Annotated in this window: 15 protein-coding genes and 1 other annotated feature; of the genes, 13 read left to right on the top strand and 2 right to left on the bottom strand. The window is 46.9% G+C overall.

Annotated elements, in window-relative coordinates; genetic code table 11:
• Window positions 1-46: 46 nt before the first annotated feature.
• Complete coding sequence (locus tag FS628_RS13235) at window positions 47-4,627, top strand: BclA C-terminal domain-containing protein (protein ID WP_145322542.1); 4,581 nt, start codon at window positions 47-49, stop codon at window positions 4,625-4,627.
• A gap of 66 nt (window positions 4,628-4,693) precedes the next feature.
• Here the strand turns inward: FS628_RS13235 and serA are convergent, their stop codons facing one another.
• Window positions 4,694-6,289 (bottom strand): phosphoglycerate dehydrogenase, encoded by a 1,596-nt coding sequence (gene serA, locus FS628_RS13230; RefSeq protein WP_145322540.1) that lies wholly within the window; start codon window positions 6,287-6,289, stop codon window positions 4,694-4,696.
• A gap of 197 nt (window positions 6,290-6,486) precedes the next feature.
• Window positions 6,487-6,717: a binding site (T-box leader), on the bottom strand.
• 335 nt (window positions 6,718-7,052) lie between these two features.
• Here serA and FS628_RS13225 point away from each other — a divergent pair.
• Genes FS628_RS13225 through FS628_RS13215 form a run of 3 tightly spaced genes read left to right on the top strand, consistent with a single transcriptional unit; the run spans window position 7,053 to window position 8,922 of the window.
• Window positions 7,053-7,646, top strand: coding sequence for a CPBP family intramembrane glutamic endopeptidase (locus tag FS628_RS13225; protein ID WP_145322538.1), 594 nt, complete (start codon window positions 7,053-7,055; stop codon window positions 7,644-7,646).
• Entirely contained in the window at window positions 7,643-8,095 is a 453-nt protein-coding gene (locus tag FS628_RS13220) for a hypothetical protein (RefSeq protein ID WP_145322536.1), read from the top strand. The genes FS628_RS13225 and FS628_RS13220 overlap by 4 nt, the downstream gene beginning before the upstream one ends.
• Window positions 8,096-8,148: 53 nt before the next feature.
• Window positions 8,149-8,922, top strand: a complete 774-nt coding sequence (locus FS628_RS13215) for a metallophosphoesterase (protein ID WP_222125231.1) — start codon at window positions 8,149-8,151, stop codon at window positions 8,920-8,922.
• Window positions 8,923-8,967: 45 nt separating this feature from the next.
• On the opposite strand, the gene FS628_RS13210 is transcribed toward FS628_RS13215, so the two are convergent.
• Window positions 8,968-9,864: a polysaccharide deacetylase family protein gene (locus tag FS628_RS13210; RefSeq protein ID WP_145322532.1), complete on the bottom strand. Its 897-nt coding sequence runs from the start codon at window positions 9,862-9,864 to the stop codon at window positions 8,968-8,970.
• Between the two features lie 94 nt (window positions 9,865-9,958).
• On the opposite strand from FS628_RS13210, the gene FS628_RS13205 reads away from it, so the two are divergent.
• The 9 genes from FS628_RS13205 to FS628_RS13170 all read left to right on the top strand — a co-directional run bounded on the left by FS628_RS13205 (window position 9,959) and on the right by FS628_RS13170 (window position 16,086).
• Window positions 9,959-10,312: a hypothetical protein gene (locus FS628_RS13205; RefSeq protein WP_145322530.1), complete on the top strand. Its 354-nt coding sequence runs from the start codon at window positions 9,959-9,961 to the stop codon at window positions 10,310-10,312.
• Between the two features lie 187 nt (window positions 10,313-10,499).
• A complete protein-coding gene (locus FS628_RS13200) occupies window positions 10,500-11,114 on the top strand; it encodes a genetic competence negative regulator (RefSeq protein ID WP_145322528.1) in 615 nt (204 codons plus the stop codon).
• A gap of 43 nt (window positions 11,115-11,157) precedes the next feature.
• Window positions 11,158-11,853, top strand: coding sequence for a glutamic-type intramembrane protease PrsW (gene prsW / locus FS628_RS13195; protein WP_145322526.1), 696 nt, complete (start codon window positions 11,158-11,160; stop codon window positions 11,851-11,853).
• A 117-nt stretch (window positions 11,854-11,970) separates the two neighbouring features.
• Window positions 11,971-12,141 carry a hypothetical protein gene (locus tag FS628_RS31360; RefSeq protein ID WP_186327809.1) on the top strand — a complete coding sequence of 57 codons (171 nt, stop codon included), beginning with the start codon at window positions 11,971-11,973 and terminating at the stop codon, window positions 12,139-12,141.
• 120 nt (window positions 12,142-12,261) lie between these two features.
• Window positions 12,262-13,608 carry a germination protein YpeB gene (gene ypeB, locus FS628_RS13190; RefSeq protein ID WP_145322524.1) on the top strand — a complete coding sequence of 449 codons (1,347 nt, stop codon included), beginning with the start codon at window positions 12,262-12,264 and terminating at the stop codon, window positions 13,606-13,608.
• A 145-nt stretch (window positions 13,609-13,753) separates the two neighbouring features.
• Complete coding sequence (locus FS628_RS13185) at window positions 13,754-14,407, top strand: flagellar brake protein (protein WP_145322522.1); 654 nt, start codon at window positions 13,754-13,756, stop codon at window positions 14,405-14,407.
• Between the two features lie 62 nt (window positions 14,408-14,469).
• On the top strand, window positions 14,470-14,694 hold the full coding sequence (locus tag FS628_RS13180; protein ID WP_145322520.1) for a hypothetical protein: 225 nt from the start codon (window positions 14,470-14,472) through the stop codon (window positions 14,692-14,694).
• A 103-nt stretch (window positions 14,695-14,797) separates the two neighbouring features.
• Window positions 14,798-15,502: a (d)CMP kinase gene (cmk, locus tag FS628_RS13175; RefSeq protein ID WP_145322518.1), complete on the top strand. Its 705-nt coding sequence runs from the start codon at window positions 14,798-14,800 to the stop codon at window positions 15,500-15,502.
• Window positions 15,499-16,086, top strand: coding sequence for a lysophospholipid acyltransferase family protein (locus tag FS628_RS13170; protein WP_145322516.1), 588 nt, complete (start codon window positions 15,499-15,501; stop codon window positions 16,084-16,086). Before cmk ends, FS628_RS13170 begins: the two co-directional genes overlap by 4 nt.
• Window positions 16,087-16,162: the final 76 nt, after the last annotated feature.

Genomic DNA, 16,162 nt, shown 5'->3' with positions numbered 1-16,162 from the left:
ACATAAGCTTGAAAAACAAGCAGATTAGAGGAGGATTGAGTTAAGCATGTCCGATGATCGAAAAAGGGTCAATATTAAAGCATTTCTGGAAGGCGGGTCTTTCAGAGCAGGTTCTCCGTTTATTCCAATAACATCAAGTGAACTGGAGCAGTTCGACTCTATTCTTGATTCTCTGGCTGTGACTGTTCCTGCTGCGATCAGTCAGCCAACTTCATCCAATATACTAGCGTTACAAAACGGGTTGCGTCAGTTACTTACTTTTGTAAATAATTCCGGATTTCGTGCCGGTGTAAAAGCAGAATTGCAAGCCGTATTAGAATTGACGATTGCAGGCTCAGAGATTGTGCCTGTCCCTCTCATTAATCTCGCAGGTAACTTGCAGAACTTACTGGATGACTTATTAAGTGTAACGTTACTTCTGGAAATTCCGCCTGCAGCTAAAGATAACCTTGTGGGATTAATTCGTTCCATATCGGTATCCTTAAGTCGGGCCACGACGACATTTGGAACTGGAGGAATTACCGGACCGGCTGGTCCACCGGGAGTTCCAGGGGTTCCGGGAGTACCCGGTGTACCAGGCGTGCCTGGAGTGAAAGGGCCTGCGGGACCTGTAGGACCTGCAGGAGCAATTGGACCGGTAGGACCAGTGGGGCCAGTTGGCCCACAGGGAGCGCAGGGTCCGGCAGGAGCACCTGGTGTGGGTTTGAACAATATTACGGCGTTTGACCCTGCGCTTGGGCCGACATATGCTCAAGGTCAGGTCGTCAGTTTTAACGGAAGTCTTTATGTTGTTAATGTAAATGGCCCAATGGGTACACCCGGAAGCTCACCAGGTTACACTCTTTTATTGTCTGGTGGAGCGACTGGAGCAACGGGGGTAACCGGAGCTGGTTTGACTGGAGCCTTAGCATTTGATCCAACGCTCGCGCCGGGTTATCCCGCAGGGCAAGTAATTACGTATAACGGTAGCACTTACATTACAAGTGTAGCTGGTCCAATAGGAACACCGGGAACTTCTTCGGATTATACATTAATTGCTGCTGCAGGAGCGACAGGCGCAGGAACGACTGGAGCGACCGGAGCCACAGGGGTGGGTTTAAGTGGCATCGTTCCGTTCGATCCAGCATTGGCACCAACATATCCCGCTGGACAGATCGTCACGTTTGGAGGCAGTACCTACATTACAAATGTAGCATCACCAACAGGAACGCCGGGCACATCGCCGGATTATACATTACTTGCTGGTGCAGGAGCCACGGGGGTCACAGGGGCAACCGGAGTTGGAGTAACAGGAAGTACAGGTGTTACAGGTGCATCTGGCTTAACGGGAGCGACAGGCGTAGGATTAAGTGGAATTGTGCCATTTGACCCCGCAATAGCCCCAACGTATCCAGTCGGTCAAGTTGTGACGTTTAACGGCAGTACTTATGTGGCTAATGTAGCATCACCAACAGGAACGCCAGGCACATCGCCGGATTACACATTACTTGCTGGTTCAGGAGCCACGGGAGTCACAGGGGCAACCGGAGTTGGAGTGACAGGAAGTACAGGTGTTACAGGTGCATCTGGCTTAACGGGAGCGACAGGCGTAGGATTAAGTGGAATTGTGCCATTTGACCCCGCAGTATCCCCAACGTATCCAGCCGGTCAAGTTGTGACGTTTAACGGCAGTACTTATGTGGCTAATGTAGCATCACCAACAGGAACGCCGGGCACATCGCCGGATTATACATTACTTGCTGGAGCAGGAGCTACGGGAGTCACAGGGGCAACCGGAGTTGGAGTAACAGGAGCGACGGGCGCAGGTTTGAGTGGAATTGTACCATTTGACCCCGCAGTAGCCCCAACGTACCCAGCGGGTCAGGTCGTAACGTTTAACGGCAGTACGTACATTGCGAACTTAGCATCGCCAACGGGAACGCCGGGCACATGGCCGGATTACACGTTGATTGCTGGTGCGGGAACCACGGGAGTCACAGGGGCAACCGGAGTTGGAGTGACAGGAAGTACAGGTGCATCTGGCGTAACAGGAGCGACAGGCGTAGGATTAAGTGGAATTGTGCCATTTGACCCCGCAGTAGCCCCAACGTATCCAGCCGGTCAAGTTGTGACGTTTAACGGCAGTACTTATGTGGCTAATGTAGCATCACCAACAGGAACGCCGGGCACATCGCCGGATTATACATTACTTGCTGGTGCAGGAGCCACAGGTGTCACGGGTGCAACTGGAGTAGGAGTGACAGGAAGCACTGGTGAAACAGGAGCGACAGGTGTAACGGGCTTGACTGGGGCAACTGGCGTTACGGGAGCTACCGGAATCAGCGTAACCGGAAGTACAGGAACAACCGGTGTAACTGGTGAGACAGGGGCGACTGGTCTTGCAGGGTTGACTGGTGCGACTGGTGAAACGGGAGCGACTGGTTTAAGTGTAACCGGAAGTACGGGATTAACAGGTACAACTGGAGAAACAGGAGCGACGGGTGTAACGGGACTGACTGGGGCAACTGGCGTTACAGGAGCTACGGGAGTTGGCGTAACCGGAAGTACGGGATCAACTGGTGTAACTGGTGAGACAGGGGCGACTGGTCTTGCAGGTCTGACCGGTGCGACTGGTGAAACGGGAGCGACTGGTTTAAGTGTAACCGGAAGTACGGGATCAACTGGTGTAACTGGTGAGACAGGAGCGACTGGTCTTGCAGGGTTGACTGGTGCGACTGGTGAAACGGGAGCGACTGGTTTAGGTGTAACCGGAATTACGGGATTAACAGGTACAACTGGAGAAACAGGGGCGACAGGTGTAACGGGATTGACAGGTGCGACTGGCGTTACGGGAGCTACCGGAATCAGCGTAACTGGAAGTACCGGATTAACAGGTACAACTGGAGAAACAGGAGCGACTGGTCTTGCAGGGGCGACTGGTGCGACTGGTGAAACGGGAGCGACTGGTTTAGGTGTAACCGGAAGTACGGGAACGACCGGTGTAACTGGAGAAACAGGAGCGACGGGTGTATCGGGCTTGACTGGTGCAACTGGCGTTACGGGAGCTACCGGAATCAGCGTAACTGGAAGTACCGGATTAACAGGTACAACTGGAGAAACAGGAGCGACTGGTCTTGCAGGGGCGACTGGTGAAACGGGAGCGACTGGTTTAAGTGTAACCGGAAGTACGGGATCAACTGGTGTAACTGGTGAGACAGGAGCGACTGGTCTTGCAGGGGCGACTGGTGCGACTGGTGAAACGGGAGCGACTGGTTTAGGTGTAACCGGAAGTACGGGAACGACCGGTGTAACTGGAGAAACAGGAGCGACGGGTGTATCGGGCTTGACTGGTGCAACTGGCGTTACCGGAGCTACCGGAATCAGCGTAACTGGAAGTACCGGATTAACAGGTACAACTGGAGAAACAGGGGCGACTGGTCTTGCAGGGTTGACTGGAGCGACTGGTGAAACGGGAGCGACTGGTTTAAGTGTAACCGGAAGTACGGGATCAACTGGTCTAACTGGTGAGACAGGAGCGACAGGTGTAACGGGCTTGACTGGGGCAACTGGCGTTACAGGAGCTACTGGCGTCAGCGTAACCGGAAGTACAGGATCAACTGGTGTAACTGGTGAGACAGGTGCGACTGGTCTTGCAGGGTTGACTGGAGCGACTGGTGAAACGGGAGCGACGGGTGTAACGGGCTTGACTGGGGCAACTGGCGTTACGGGAGCTACTGGAATCAGCGTAACTGGAAGTACCGGATTAACAGGTACAACTGGTGAAACGGGAGCAACTGGTTTAAGTGTAACCGGAAGTACGGGAACAACCGGTGTAACTGGTGAGACAGGGGCGACTGGTCTTGCAGGTCTGACCGGTGCGACTGGTGAAACGGGAGCAACTGGTTTAAGTGTAACCGGAAGTACGGGAACAACTGGTGTAACTGGTGAGACAGGAGCGACTGGTCTTGCAGGTTTGACTGGTGCGACTGGTTTAGGTGTAACCGGAAGTACGGGATTAACAGGTACAACTGGTGAAACAGGAGCGACAGGTGTAACGGGACTGACAGGTGCGACTGGCGTTACAGGAGCCACAGGCGTAAGTGTAACCGGAAGTACGGGAACAACCGGTGTAACTGGTGAAACAGGAGCTGCTGGTGTTACAGGCTTGACTGGAGCTACAGGCATTACAGGAGCAACGGGAGTCGGTATAACAGGTGCAACCGGTGCAACGGGCGTGACAGGAACTTCGGTCACTGCAGCTTCTTCCTATGCAGAGAATACGAATGGTACCATCCTTGTTATTCTGGGCGGAACAGCTGTTGCTCTTCCTGCAAACCAGAACATTGGAACTGGTATTACGGTAAATGGAGCGAATGATACCTTCACTTTGGCTACAGCGGGCAGGTATTATATTAGCTATAAAGTTAATTTGACGGCCGCACTCGCCGTACAATCACGTATATTGCTAAATGGAGCAGTGGTTCCAGCGAGTGTAATCTCACCAGTGCTTTCTCTAAGCCAACTGGCAACCGATTTTATTATCACGGCTACAGCGGGTTCGACCATTCAGCTTCAATTATTCGGCCTAATAGCCACAGCTGTTCTATCGCCGCCAGGTGCGACACTCAACATTATCCGCTTAAGCTAATTACCAAAAAAAAGAGACGGACCCTTTGGGGTTCGTCTCTTTTGATTCTTAATGAATGATAAGTAACTATTCCAGCACGATTTCAACAGCTGTATTAATTTCTGGAAGTGCAGCAAGCTGAACAAGAACATCTTTGGGAACTGCTTTATCCACGGTCAGGATCATGATCGCGGCACCACCAATGATTTTCCGTCCCACTTGCATGGATGCGATATTGACATCATTCTGTCCAAGCAGGGTTCCTACACGTCCGATAATACCTGGTTTATCGTTATGGGAGATCAAAATTTGATGACTTTCCGGAGCGATATCTACCGGGAATTTGTCCAGGCGAACAATACGTTCTCCATAACCTGCAAGCAATGTCCCCGCTACGCGGCGTTCCTCAGCTTCCTGAGTCGTAACCAATGTTACGGTAATCAGGTTAGTGAATCCTTTGGTTGCGGAGGTTTGGCTTACAACCACATTCAGATCACGGATTTTGGCCAAATGCATGGAGTTGACGATGTTGGCTTCTCCACCCAAATGTCTTGCGAGAATACCCTTCACAATATAACGAGTAAGAGGAGACGTATCTACTTCAGAAAGATCACCAGCATAGTCGATCCGAATCTCCTGCACTGCATTTTGTGTAATCTGTGCTGCAAAACTACCGAGTGTTTCACCCAGTTTGAAATAAGGTTGTAGTTTATTCATAACGGTAGGTGCAACCGCTGGCATGTTAACTGCGTTCTTGAATGGTTCGTTACGCAGAATGTGAAGAACTTGTTCGGATACGTCAATCGCTACATTTTCTTGTGCTTCAACAGTGGATGCACCAAGGTGAGGCGTGACAATAATGCTAGGATGATTCAGGAACGGATGGTCTGGAGCAGGTGGCTCACTTTCGAATACATCGAATGCAGCCCCGGCAACAATGCCCTCGTCAATTGCTTCCACAAGTGCCATTTCGTCAACTACACCACCACGGGCACAGTTGATGATACGCATGCCTTTTTTCATAACTTCGAATTGTGGACGTGAAATCATGTGCCGTGTTTCCGGAGTTAATGGCGTGTGAACGGTCATGAAGTCCGCATTGCGAATGATATCATCCACACTTGCGAGTTTCACCTGCAGCTTCTCGGCACGCTCTTCCGTGAGGAAAGGGTCGTAAGCAAGAATGTCCATTCCGAATGCTTTGGCGCGCTTGGCAACTTCACTACCGATCCGTCCCATGCCCAGTACACCCAGCGTTTTGTTTCTTAATTCCACACCCAGGAAGGTTTTACGATCCCACGTACCTTGAATGGTTTTGGCGTATGCCTGAGGAATGTGTCGTGCCAGTGCCATCATCATGGCAAATGTGTGCTCACAGGTTGTGATGGTGTTGCCATCAGGTGCGTTGATAACGATAATACCACGCTGTGTAGCAGGTTCCAGATCAATGTTGTCTACACCCACCCCTGCGCGTCCGATTACCTTAAGGTTGGTACCAGCCGTCATAATACGATCTGTAACACGAGTCTGACTACGAACCAAAAGGGCATCATAATCACCAATAATGGCAACAAGTTCATCTTCACTAAGACCGGTTTTCTTCTCAACAACAACATCATTTGCATCCACCAGTTGCTGGATTCCCAGATCACTGATTGGGTCCGACACTAACACTTTGTACATGGTTTCTTCCTCCTTAGGTATGTGTATCTATATCGTCAAGGTCTGACCTCAGCAAGAGGTATTCCTTAAAACCAGGGTGATTCTTCCGCCTAATAACGCGGTGTCGCAGCAGAGGGGGAAGGTGAAGCAAATAGAGTGATTCCACAGATATCCTTTAAAATAATCAAAAAACTCTCAATCCACATACTGCTTGCGCAATAAGGGACGAGAGTTGTCGTGGTACCACCCTAATTCACCGCCGTTTCGCAACGACAGTCTTAGCGGTCAATGAAGACCGAAGAGGATAACGGGTCTAAACCGATTGCACCTACTCCAATTTCAATGCAATAACTCAGGAGCGCTCAAGATCATCTGCCTGCCACCGATTCACACCTACCATCGGCTCTCTGTAAGACGAAGCAACATCTTTTTTCCATCATCGTGTTTAACGTGACTAATTTTTTCATAATGTATCATGGCTGACATGAGCATGTCAATAGGCTTAAATGTTTTAAATTACATTGCAGATGTCTTTCCATTCAATCGTCAACAAAGTCATTATAAGCTATTCAATAGTGACTACACACACCACAACGAGATGGAATATATGCTGTTTGATGAACCGGATTTTACTGCTTTAATGAAGTAATGGCTTTGACATAAAACCGGGACTTCGGGCAGGCCTTGAACCTATTTGGTTTTTTGGCTATCATTTAGTATACTATCCGATTGGACAACGTAATTGTTATCCATCAAATTTAACTCAAGAGGACAGACGCATCCGATGAAAAAATTCAAGTTTCCCAAGTTCAAGATTCAGAAGGCTGAGCCACAACAGCTTACCGAGCGTTTGCTTTTAATCAATCTATACTTTACACAAGGTCTGACACTGATAATCGGAGTTGTATGGATCTTATTGCAGAAAAGAAACTTGTTAGATGTACTCGCATGGCCTGATCATTACCAATTCATATGGTGGGGTCTCGGTCTTGCTGGCGTTATGCTTGTTATGGACTTGGTACTGTCGTATGTTATTCCTCAGGAAAGCATGGATGACGGTGGAATTAACGAGATGCTGTTCCGTGGGCGTCCAATCTGGCATATTGTATGTATTGCAGCCATTGTTGCGGTGTGTGAGGAATTATTATTCCGCGGAGCCATTCAACATGCCATCGGTCCTTATTGGACGAGTATTTTATTTGCAGTTATCCACATTCGTTATTTGCGACACTGGATTCCAACAGGGTGGGTGTTTGTCTCAAGTTATGGATTAGGTTGGATTTACATGCAATCCGGCACGTTATGGGCGCCTATATTGTGTCACTTTATTATTGATTTGGTGTCCGGATTAGCGATACGTTTTCGGAGGGGATCATGAATCAGCCATTAAGTAGAATGAAGACATATGGCAGTCAGCGCCATCGTCAATCGGATAAAAAAGAGACATCCGAGCGTCAGGTGGCTTCGCAAGTCAGCTTGGTTGCCGAGACCGCAGCCGCTGCAGAGGTTGGAGGTATTACACCAATAACTTCCGTTTCCATACCTAGATCACAGCGCAAGCCTTATAAAGAAACGCTGGAAAGTCCAGTACTTCCTCAGAGGGCCCCAGCACGCTCCAAAAAAACGTCAAAATCAACCGAAGAATCGATTCCCGAAGCGAGCTCGCTTCCAACACGAACAGAATTACACCCTTCTCGGCGATTAAAATTAAGCAAGAGGTTTGTTAATTCACTCATTTTTATTTTTGTCATGCTAACGATTAGCCTGGTTTGGTGGGGGGTTAAAGGAGCACCTCCTCTGAATACCTTTCTACCCTTGCCGTGGTAATGCTATTATTCGCAGGTTCACTCATACTGATAGGAGTTTTATTACTCCTTCATATGTGGCATGAAGCCCATATTCATCAAATGATTGAAGAAGAGGTCGAAGTACCTCATCTGCCAATAGCCTTTGACGGGGCTGTGATTCTGTATCTATCCGACACTCACAAGCGCAAGCTGAAGGTGAAGGATTTTGAAAACCTTGAAAAGAAGGTCGACTGGGTACTGATCGGTGGGGACGTTGCAGAAAAAGGAATCTCATGGTCTATCGTCAGACATAATATGCAACTCTTATCGAACATTGCTTCTTCTTTTACGGTGTATGGCAATCATGACAAGAGAGCCGGTACAGCTCAACTTGCCCGAATCCTTCGGGAATCGGGCGTTCAGCTCCTTCAGGATAACGTGGTATATCTGCGAAGGGGCAACGACAGATTGAGCCTGATCGGTATAGACTATCGTTCCAAACAGGGAGATATGCTGCTGGAGCAAATCGATGATAAGTATTGTAAAATTGCAATCGTTCATGATCCTTTGCAGGCCCTTCGATTGGAGCAGAATGCAGATCTTATCTTGAGTGGCCATACACATGGCGGGCAAATGGTGTTACCGTTTTTCGGCCCTGTGTTTCTGAGCAAGGCGTATCGTCCCATATCGAATGGATGGTACTCCCTAAAGCGCAATCCAGAGGACGTTTATCAAGAAGGTAAAATGCTTGTCAGCAGAGGATACGGTACGAATCATCTCCCTCTTCGACTAGGTTGTCCCGCAGAGATGCACCTCATTACATTAAGAGTGCCTACGGAAAAAGCAATCACAGAGAAACAGCCTTGATCCATTGGATCAAGGCTGTTTCATTTTGATGCGAGAAATATCGATTTAACGAGCTTCCAGTTCGATCGCACGCGGATCTACAAAAGAATAGCCTTTTTGTTCGAGCTTGGTCAACAACTCATCCAATGCTTCAACCGTCCATGGCAATTCATGCATCAAAATATTGCTTCCTGGATTTAACTGATCCAGTACATTTTGAATGACTTTCTCCGGTTTGTCTTTGGTGCTTTTATCCCAATCGAGGGAACCGTTAGACCATGTCATATATAACATGCCATTTTTCTTCACAGTAGCTTTCAGTGCATCATTGCCCGATCCAAAAGGTGGACGGAAGAACTGCGGTTCTTCACCGATAGTGTCCTTCACAATTTTTTGGACATCCGTAACCTGCTTGGCCGCTTCAGCATTGGACATTTTTTTGAGATCCTCATGATCCCAGGCATGATTGCCTACAATCTGACCTCGTTCATGGATGAGCTTGAGCAATTCCGGATGACTTTTCACCCGATATCCATTGACGAAAAATATCGCTTTGGCGTTGTGTTTATCTAATGTGTCGATTAGTGAATTAATCATCTTTTCTTCTTTGGGTCCATCATCAAAAGTTAACAAAACCACTTTGCTTGGGCTCGTGTCATCATTCGGTTTAATATAATAATTTGAATTCATATGATACGTCTGTTCCACTTTTTCTTCTGCTGGAGCTTGCTCGGAAGGTGCAGATTCCTCTTCTGTTGCAGTTGACTCTTCCGTTGCAGACTCGGTCTCAGTAGTAGAAGGTTCTCCTGTTTCAGCTGGGTTAGAATCACTTTTCTCTTTTTGAGTTGTGGTCGTGGGTTCGCTCGCTGGTTTGGAATTTTCCGGTATTTTTTCTTCCGCTGCCCCACAGGCCGACAGCAGCAAACTTGCAGCAATAATTAATGCGGCGGTATGTCTGAACATGATTTCAACTCGCTTTCCTGTATTTATACGGAATGAGAATGCTCACTCCCGCAAACACTACATGTGATTTTAACACTTAAAGGAGGTTGGTGTAATGAAGGCGTCGTCCTTTTTTTGGGGAATTGCAATTGGCGTAGCAGCCAGTTCTTGGTTGTCCAAAGGCAAGTTGCCCATGCTGTCTTCGGGTTCATCACGAAATATGATGGATCAGGCAAAACATAAGATGATGGAGATGACTTTCCCGGGTATGGATGGGTTCACCAGCAAGCAAAATCAACATGGCGAATCACATAAAACCCCAGCAGTAAAAAAGGCAAGTACAATCACTCCGCAGGAAAAAGAAGCGAATATGAGCATGCTCAAGGATTTTATTCGCACCAATCCGGATGTGAAGCATGAAGTTGAACAGATTTTAAATCAAACAAACACAACAGTACCGGGTTTATAAACCAAAACCACCAATTAGAATCATCCACAGTCTGGATCTGCTGTGGAATGATTCTTTTTTTGTCGATTTTACTTCGTGCATTTAGAGGTATAAAATGATAACATAACTACATAGATTTATTTTCAGCACATATTGTTTTGTGCTTCATAATCTGTTATAAGACTTGCTTATAAAGGGGAGATCCTGTATGAAAATAGAACGACTAAGTCACGATAAGATACGGATTTTCCTGACCTTTGACGATCTGAGCGAGCGCGGAATACAAAAAGAAGATATGTGGCAGGAAATACCTAAGGTTCATGAACTGTTCACTGAAATGATGGACCAGGCCTATTCCGAACTTGGATTTGATGCCACAGGTCCACTTGCTGTCGAAGTATTCGCACTTCCCGCTCAAGGGATGGTTGTCATTGTCACACGTGGAAAATATGATCCGCAACAATATGGTTCAGGTCATGAAGATGATCTTCCTGAAGAAGTATATGAAATGGAAGTTACACTCGAGCAAAGCGATTCCATCGTTTATGCGTTCAAGGACTTTGAAGTGCTCATTGAAGCTGCACATATGTTGCGTCAGCATGTTACGGATGCTGGGAGACTTTATTCGTATAAAGACAAGTGGTTCTTGCATTTGGAACCAGATGAGGTGGATTCCACCAAACATGCGGCATTGATTGCCTTGCTTGCTGAATTTGGTGAAGGTTCTTCAGTTACTCCAGCAGTTATGGAAGAGTACGGTAAAGTTGTTATTCCTGCACAAGCGATTGAGGTTATCTGCACCCACTTCAAACGTCAGGATTAATCTCTAGTTATAATCGCGTCTTTAGTCAGAGGAGGGAATTTCGGTGCTTTTGTTTTCGGTCTTAGCGGCAGCAGTTGCCCCGGGTCTCGCCTTGTTAACATACTTTTACCTGAAAGACCGTTATGATTATGAGCCACTTCATATGGTATTGCGAGTTTTCCTCATGGGGATTCTGATGGTACTGCCTGTGATGATTATTCAGCGTGGCATGATGCTGTGGCTCGGGGATAATCCTTATCTTGAGGCCATTATGATCTCGGGTGGCGTGGAAGAGTTTGTTAAATGGTTCGTGCTTTATCATATCATCTATAATCACACCGAATTTGATGAGCCATATGACGGAATCTTATATGCAGTCGCTGTATCACTTGGGTTTGCCACAGTAGAGAATGTGTTGTATGCCTTTGCGGGGAATGCATCCGTCTCAGCCATGTTCCTTCGAGCACTGCTCCCTGTTTCAGGGCATGCAATGTTTGCGGTGATTATGGGTTATTACATGGGCAAGGCCAAGTTTATCGGAGGCAAGAAAAAGCGGTGGTACCTGGTTCTTTCACTCGTGTTACCATTTTTCTGGCATGCACTGTACGACGTCATCATGAACACCATGGTGAATCATTGGTTATGGTTTATAGCGCCACTAATGGCGGGCCTGTGGTATGGGGCAATGGGTAAAATCACACGAGCCAATAACCGTTCTCCATTTCGTTTTGTGAAGCGGGAGGAAGAGGTTAAATTATAAAAATACGGACACACTGGTGGACATAAAGCGCATATTGCGCCTGCTGCCCCGGTGTGTTTTTATTTTTTTTTGGATAAACTCCCGGGGAATGACCAACAGAAACGGGGATCGACTGCGATGAGAATTAAAATTAAAATCAGATGCAAACAATGCGGTGAACGTTTTACATTACGAGGTAAGAAAGAACGTGGCCGGATCGAAACGGGGTTCAAGCAATGTCTCTGTGATAACAGGGATCAATTCGAAATTGAAGAAGAAGGCATGGCTACCGGGCTTCAGCTGAATTAAAGGAAGTTTTACAACGTTACAATACAGCCTGCTTGTGTAAGGACTGGAAATCGCATGCATAAGAGATCTTTCTTCGATCCACAATAGAGGTAGTGGTTTAGAAGAAAGGAGACTCTACGGATGTATAAACGTTTAAGTTCAGTCATGTTTCCGATATTTGCGGTCTTGCTGGTCGGTGCACTCGTGTGGGGCTATCAGGAGAATCAAGAAAAGAATGCAATACTGATCAAGGCAGAGAATCAATATCAGCGTGCCTTTCACGATTTATCTTTTCATATGGATAAATTGCATTCCGAGATTGGCAACACCTTGGCGGTTCACTCCACGTCACAGGGGATGCATCGTAAAGGTCTGATGAATGTATGGCGACTCACCAGTGAAGCGCAAAATGAGATCAACCAACTGCCACTCACCATGTTGCCATTTAACGAGACAGAGGAATTTCTCTCCCGTATTTCCAACTTTGCTTATCGAGCGTCGATGCGTGACCTAACGAACGAACCGTTAAGTGAAAAAGAAATGGGGAACCTGAAAAAGCTGTATCAGAATTCATCCGAGATTACCAAGAATTTGCAGGATGTACAGCAGAAAGTTCTTACGGATCGTTTGCGCTGGATGGATGCGGAGACAGCTATGGCAACGGAAGAACAAACAATGGATAACACGATTGTAGATGGATTCCGTACCGTGAATAAAAAGGTGCAGGAGTATCCGGAGCTTGATTGGGGTCCTTCCGTATCCAATATCTATGCCAAACGCACGGTGAAGAAACTGGATGGTCTGCCGATGACCAAAGAACAAATTCAAAGCAAAGCTGCGAAATTCTCTGATGCAGACAGTAGCAAAATCCAAGTACAAGAGAACGGTAAAGGAACGGACTGGGAATCGTATACTGCGACTGTCAATCATGGCAACAATGGCAAACTGATGATGGATTTCACCCGGAATGGGGGGATGCTTATCTCTTACAGCGATACACGTCCGATTGGAACCAAAAAAGTATCTCGTCAGGATGCCATGGCAAAAGCAGATCAATTTCTAACGAATAAAGGCTACAAAGATATGAAGGCTGTAAACTACGATGAATTCGGTAATTTGGGTAACCTCACTTATGTGCGTAAGCAAGGGGACACCTTAATCTATCCCGAGAAAATGTCAGTTCGAGTGGGATTGGATACAGGGGAAGTAACGGGCTTCCAGGCGAGTGACTTTGTCTACGAACATAATGACAAGCGTAAAGTTCCGAAAGCAACTCTTACGGAGCAACAGGCTCGTCAAAAACTTAATTCCGAGTTCAAAGAAAATTATGTTCGTAAATCACTGATTGAAAATGATTACAGCAAAGAGGTATTGTGTTATGAATTTGGAGGGAGAATTAACGGTTCCCGTTACCGGATATACATTAATGCGAATACGGGGATGGAAGAAGCCGTTGAGGAGATCAAACCAGTCAACGCAACCTCATAAACAGCTTTAGGAAGCTAAATGTTAAGTTGTTCAAACAAGGCAGACCACATTGTGGTCTGTTTTTTTCTAGTTCAATGTGAGAAAGGTCATGGTATAATAGTCCTTGTACATACGAAGATAAATACATAAAGTGGCGGTGAACCAATTGTTTCCTAAAATCAATGAAGTTCTATACATCCAGATTGCTTCCGCAGATGAAAAAGAGGAAAACAAAGAGTACAAATCACGCATTGCAGATATGGATGACAACAGTTTTCTGATAGAGGTCCCGATGCAACAGGGAAGCAACCGTCTGAAAAGGCTCTTTTTCGGAGAGGAACTGTCCATTTCATATATTACGGAAGATGGAGTCCGGCATTATTTTAATACCTATGTCACCGGATTTGAAGAAGATGTGGTCCGTCTAGTCCGTATCCGTAAACCGCTTCCAGGTGATATATCGAAAATACAACGCCGCAGTTTTCTTCGTGTTCATGCAAACCTTGAAATGGCCATTCAAAGTGAAGACCTGACTCGTGCCGTAGGCTTGACTGAAGATATTGGTGGCGGTGGATTGTCCATCTATGGCGAAACAGGATTTTCAATTGCTGAAGGACAAAAATTGAAATGCTGGCTGCTCGTTCCATACCGTAATTCAACAATTGAACATGTGAATTTTGAGGCTGAAGTCGTGCGGATCAAAACACTGGAAACAGGCAGAATGTTGTGCATGCTGAAATTTGTGCAGATCTCAGACTCGGAACGCCAGAAAATTATCAAGTTCTGTTTTGAGCGTCAATTAGATTATCGAACTAAATAGGAATGTTATGGCATAAAAAGAGGGCGCTGTGGATACCGTAATGAAAAAACGGAGGATATGTCATGAGTCATCGCCATGCAACCCGAAGATATGAACGCCTCTATTATGTGCTCTCCAGGCGAATGGAAAGAAGGGTGATGATTGTGATCACAACCCTTCTAATCCTGCTTGTAGTGTATCAATTGCTGCTGCTCGTACCTGGCTTCAAAAAAAATATGACCACCATTGATCGCCTGGAGGGAACGCCAATCCGTGTGCAAACGATGAATGAATTCGAATCTCATTGATTTGTCTGTTTTTGCATCCATGTGTAGAGTGTGGTATAATTTTCACGATGCAGGCAATGCCTGTTTTTTTATTGAGGTTTATCGTTTGAGGAGGAATGCCCCGTTGGCAAGCCAGAACACATCAGAGAACGGGAAAATGAACGTTGCAATTGACGGACCTGCCGGTGCCGGGAAAAGCACGGTGGCCCGATTGGTTGCAGAAGCGCTCGCGTATGTATACGTCGATACAGGCGCAATGTACCGTGCGGTAACCTTGCATATGCTTCGGAAAGGAATTACACCGGAAGATGTGACACAGGTACTTCAGGAAGCCCAAAAGCTGGTCATTGATTTACAACCGGATCCCGACGGACAGAAAGTGTTCTGTAATGGGGAAGAAGTAACCTCGGAAATCCGCTCCCGTGAAGTGACGGGAATCGTGTCCCGATATGCGCAAATCGAGGGGCTGCGTACGCAATTAGTGGATACTCAGCGGCAAATGGCTTTGCGCAAGGGCGTCGTCATGGATGGACGCGATATCGGAACGACAGTACTGCCCGATGCGGAAGTGAAAATCTTTATGACTGCCAGTGTGGAAGAGCGTGCGCTTCGCCGCTTCAAAGAACTGGACCCCTCTGAAGGACTAACGTTGCAACAACTGGAGCGAGACATTGCCACCCGTGACAAATTGGATGAGAATCGGGAAATTTCCCCGCTTCGTTGTGCTGAGGATGCAATCGTTCTTGATACAACTGAGATGAACATCCATGAAGTGGTTGACAAAATCGTATCTTATTGCACAATGGTCAGAGGAGAGATCGGTCTATGATTTACACATTTTGCAGCACATTACTGCGGATCATTTACACCATTCTTTTCCGCTTGGAGGCTGTCGGACGGGAGAATATTCCGAAAGATGGCGGCGTACTTTTATGTTCCAATCATATCAGTAACTTCGATCCTCCAACCGTTGGTATCAAAATTCGCCGTAAGGTACGTTTCATGGCCAAAAGCGAGTTGTTTGATATTCCGGTACTCGGCCGCATTATTAAAGCCGTGGGCGCTTTCCCCGTTAAACGTGGAGGTGTCAGCAAGGAATCCATTAAGACCTCACTCAATATTTTGCGTGATGGTGAAGTGCTTGGAATCTTCCCTTCAGGAAGCCGTCATAATGACGGAGGCATCGGCAAAAAAGGGGCAGCGAGTTTTGCTCTCCGTAGTGGAGCTACAGTTATTCCTACTGCTATTATCGGCAACTACAAGGTTTTTCGTAAGATGAAAGTTGTATATGGAGCACCGGTAAGTTTGGACGAGTTCAAGGAAGACCCATCCGGAGAAGCTCTGGAGAAAGCGACTGAGAAAATTATGTCCAAGATTAACGAAATGGTCCAAACGGGCGTGCCGAGCAAGTAACGGCTTCGTCGATAGCTGAGTGCATGTTTCCATATTTTTGAGGGAGACTAAGCGTGAGTACTCAGTGATGAAAGTG

Origin of the sequence: Paenibacillus xylanexedens, from assembly GCF_007676705.1 — a bacterium.
GTDB classification, from domain to species: Bacteria; Bacillota; Bacilli; order Paenibacillales; family Paenibacillaceae; genus Paenibacillus; species Paenibacillus xylanexedens_C.
This window is presented reverse-complemented; position numbering and strand designations above follow the sequence as displayed.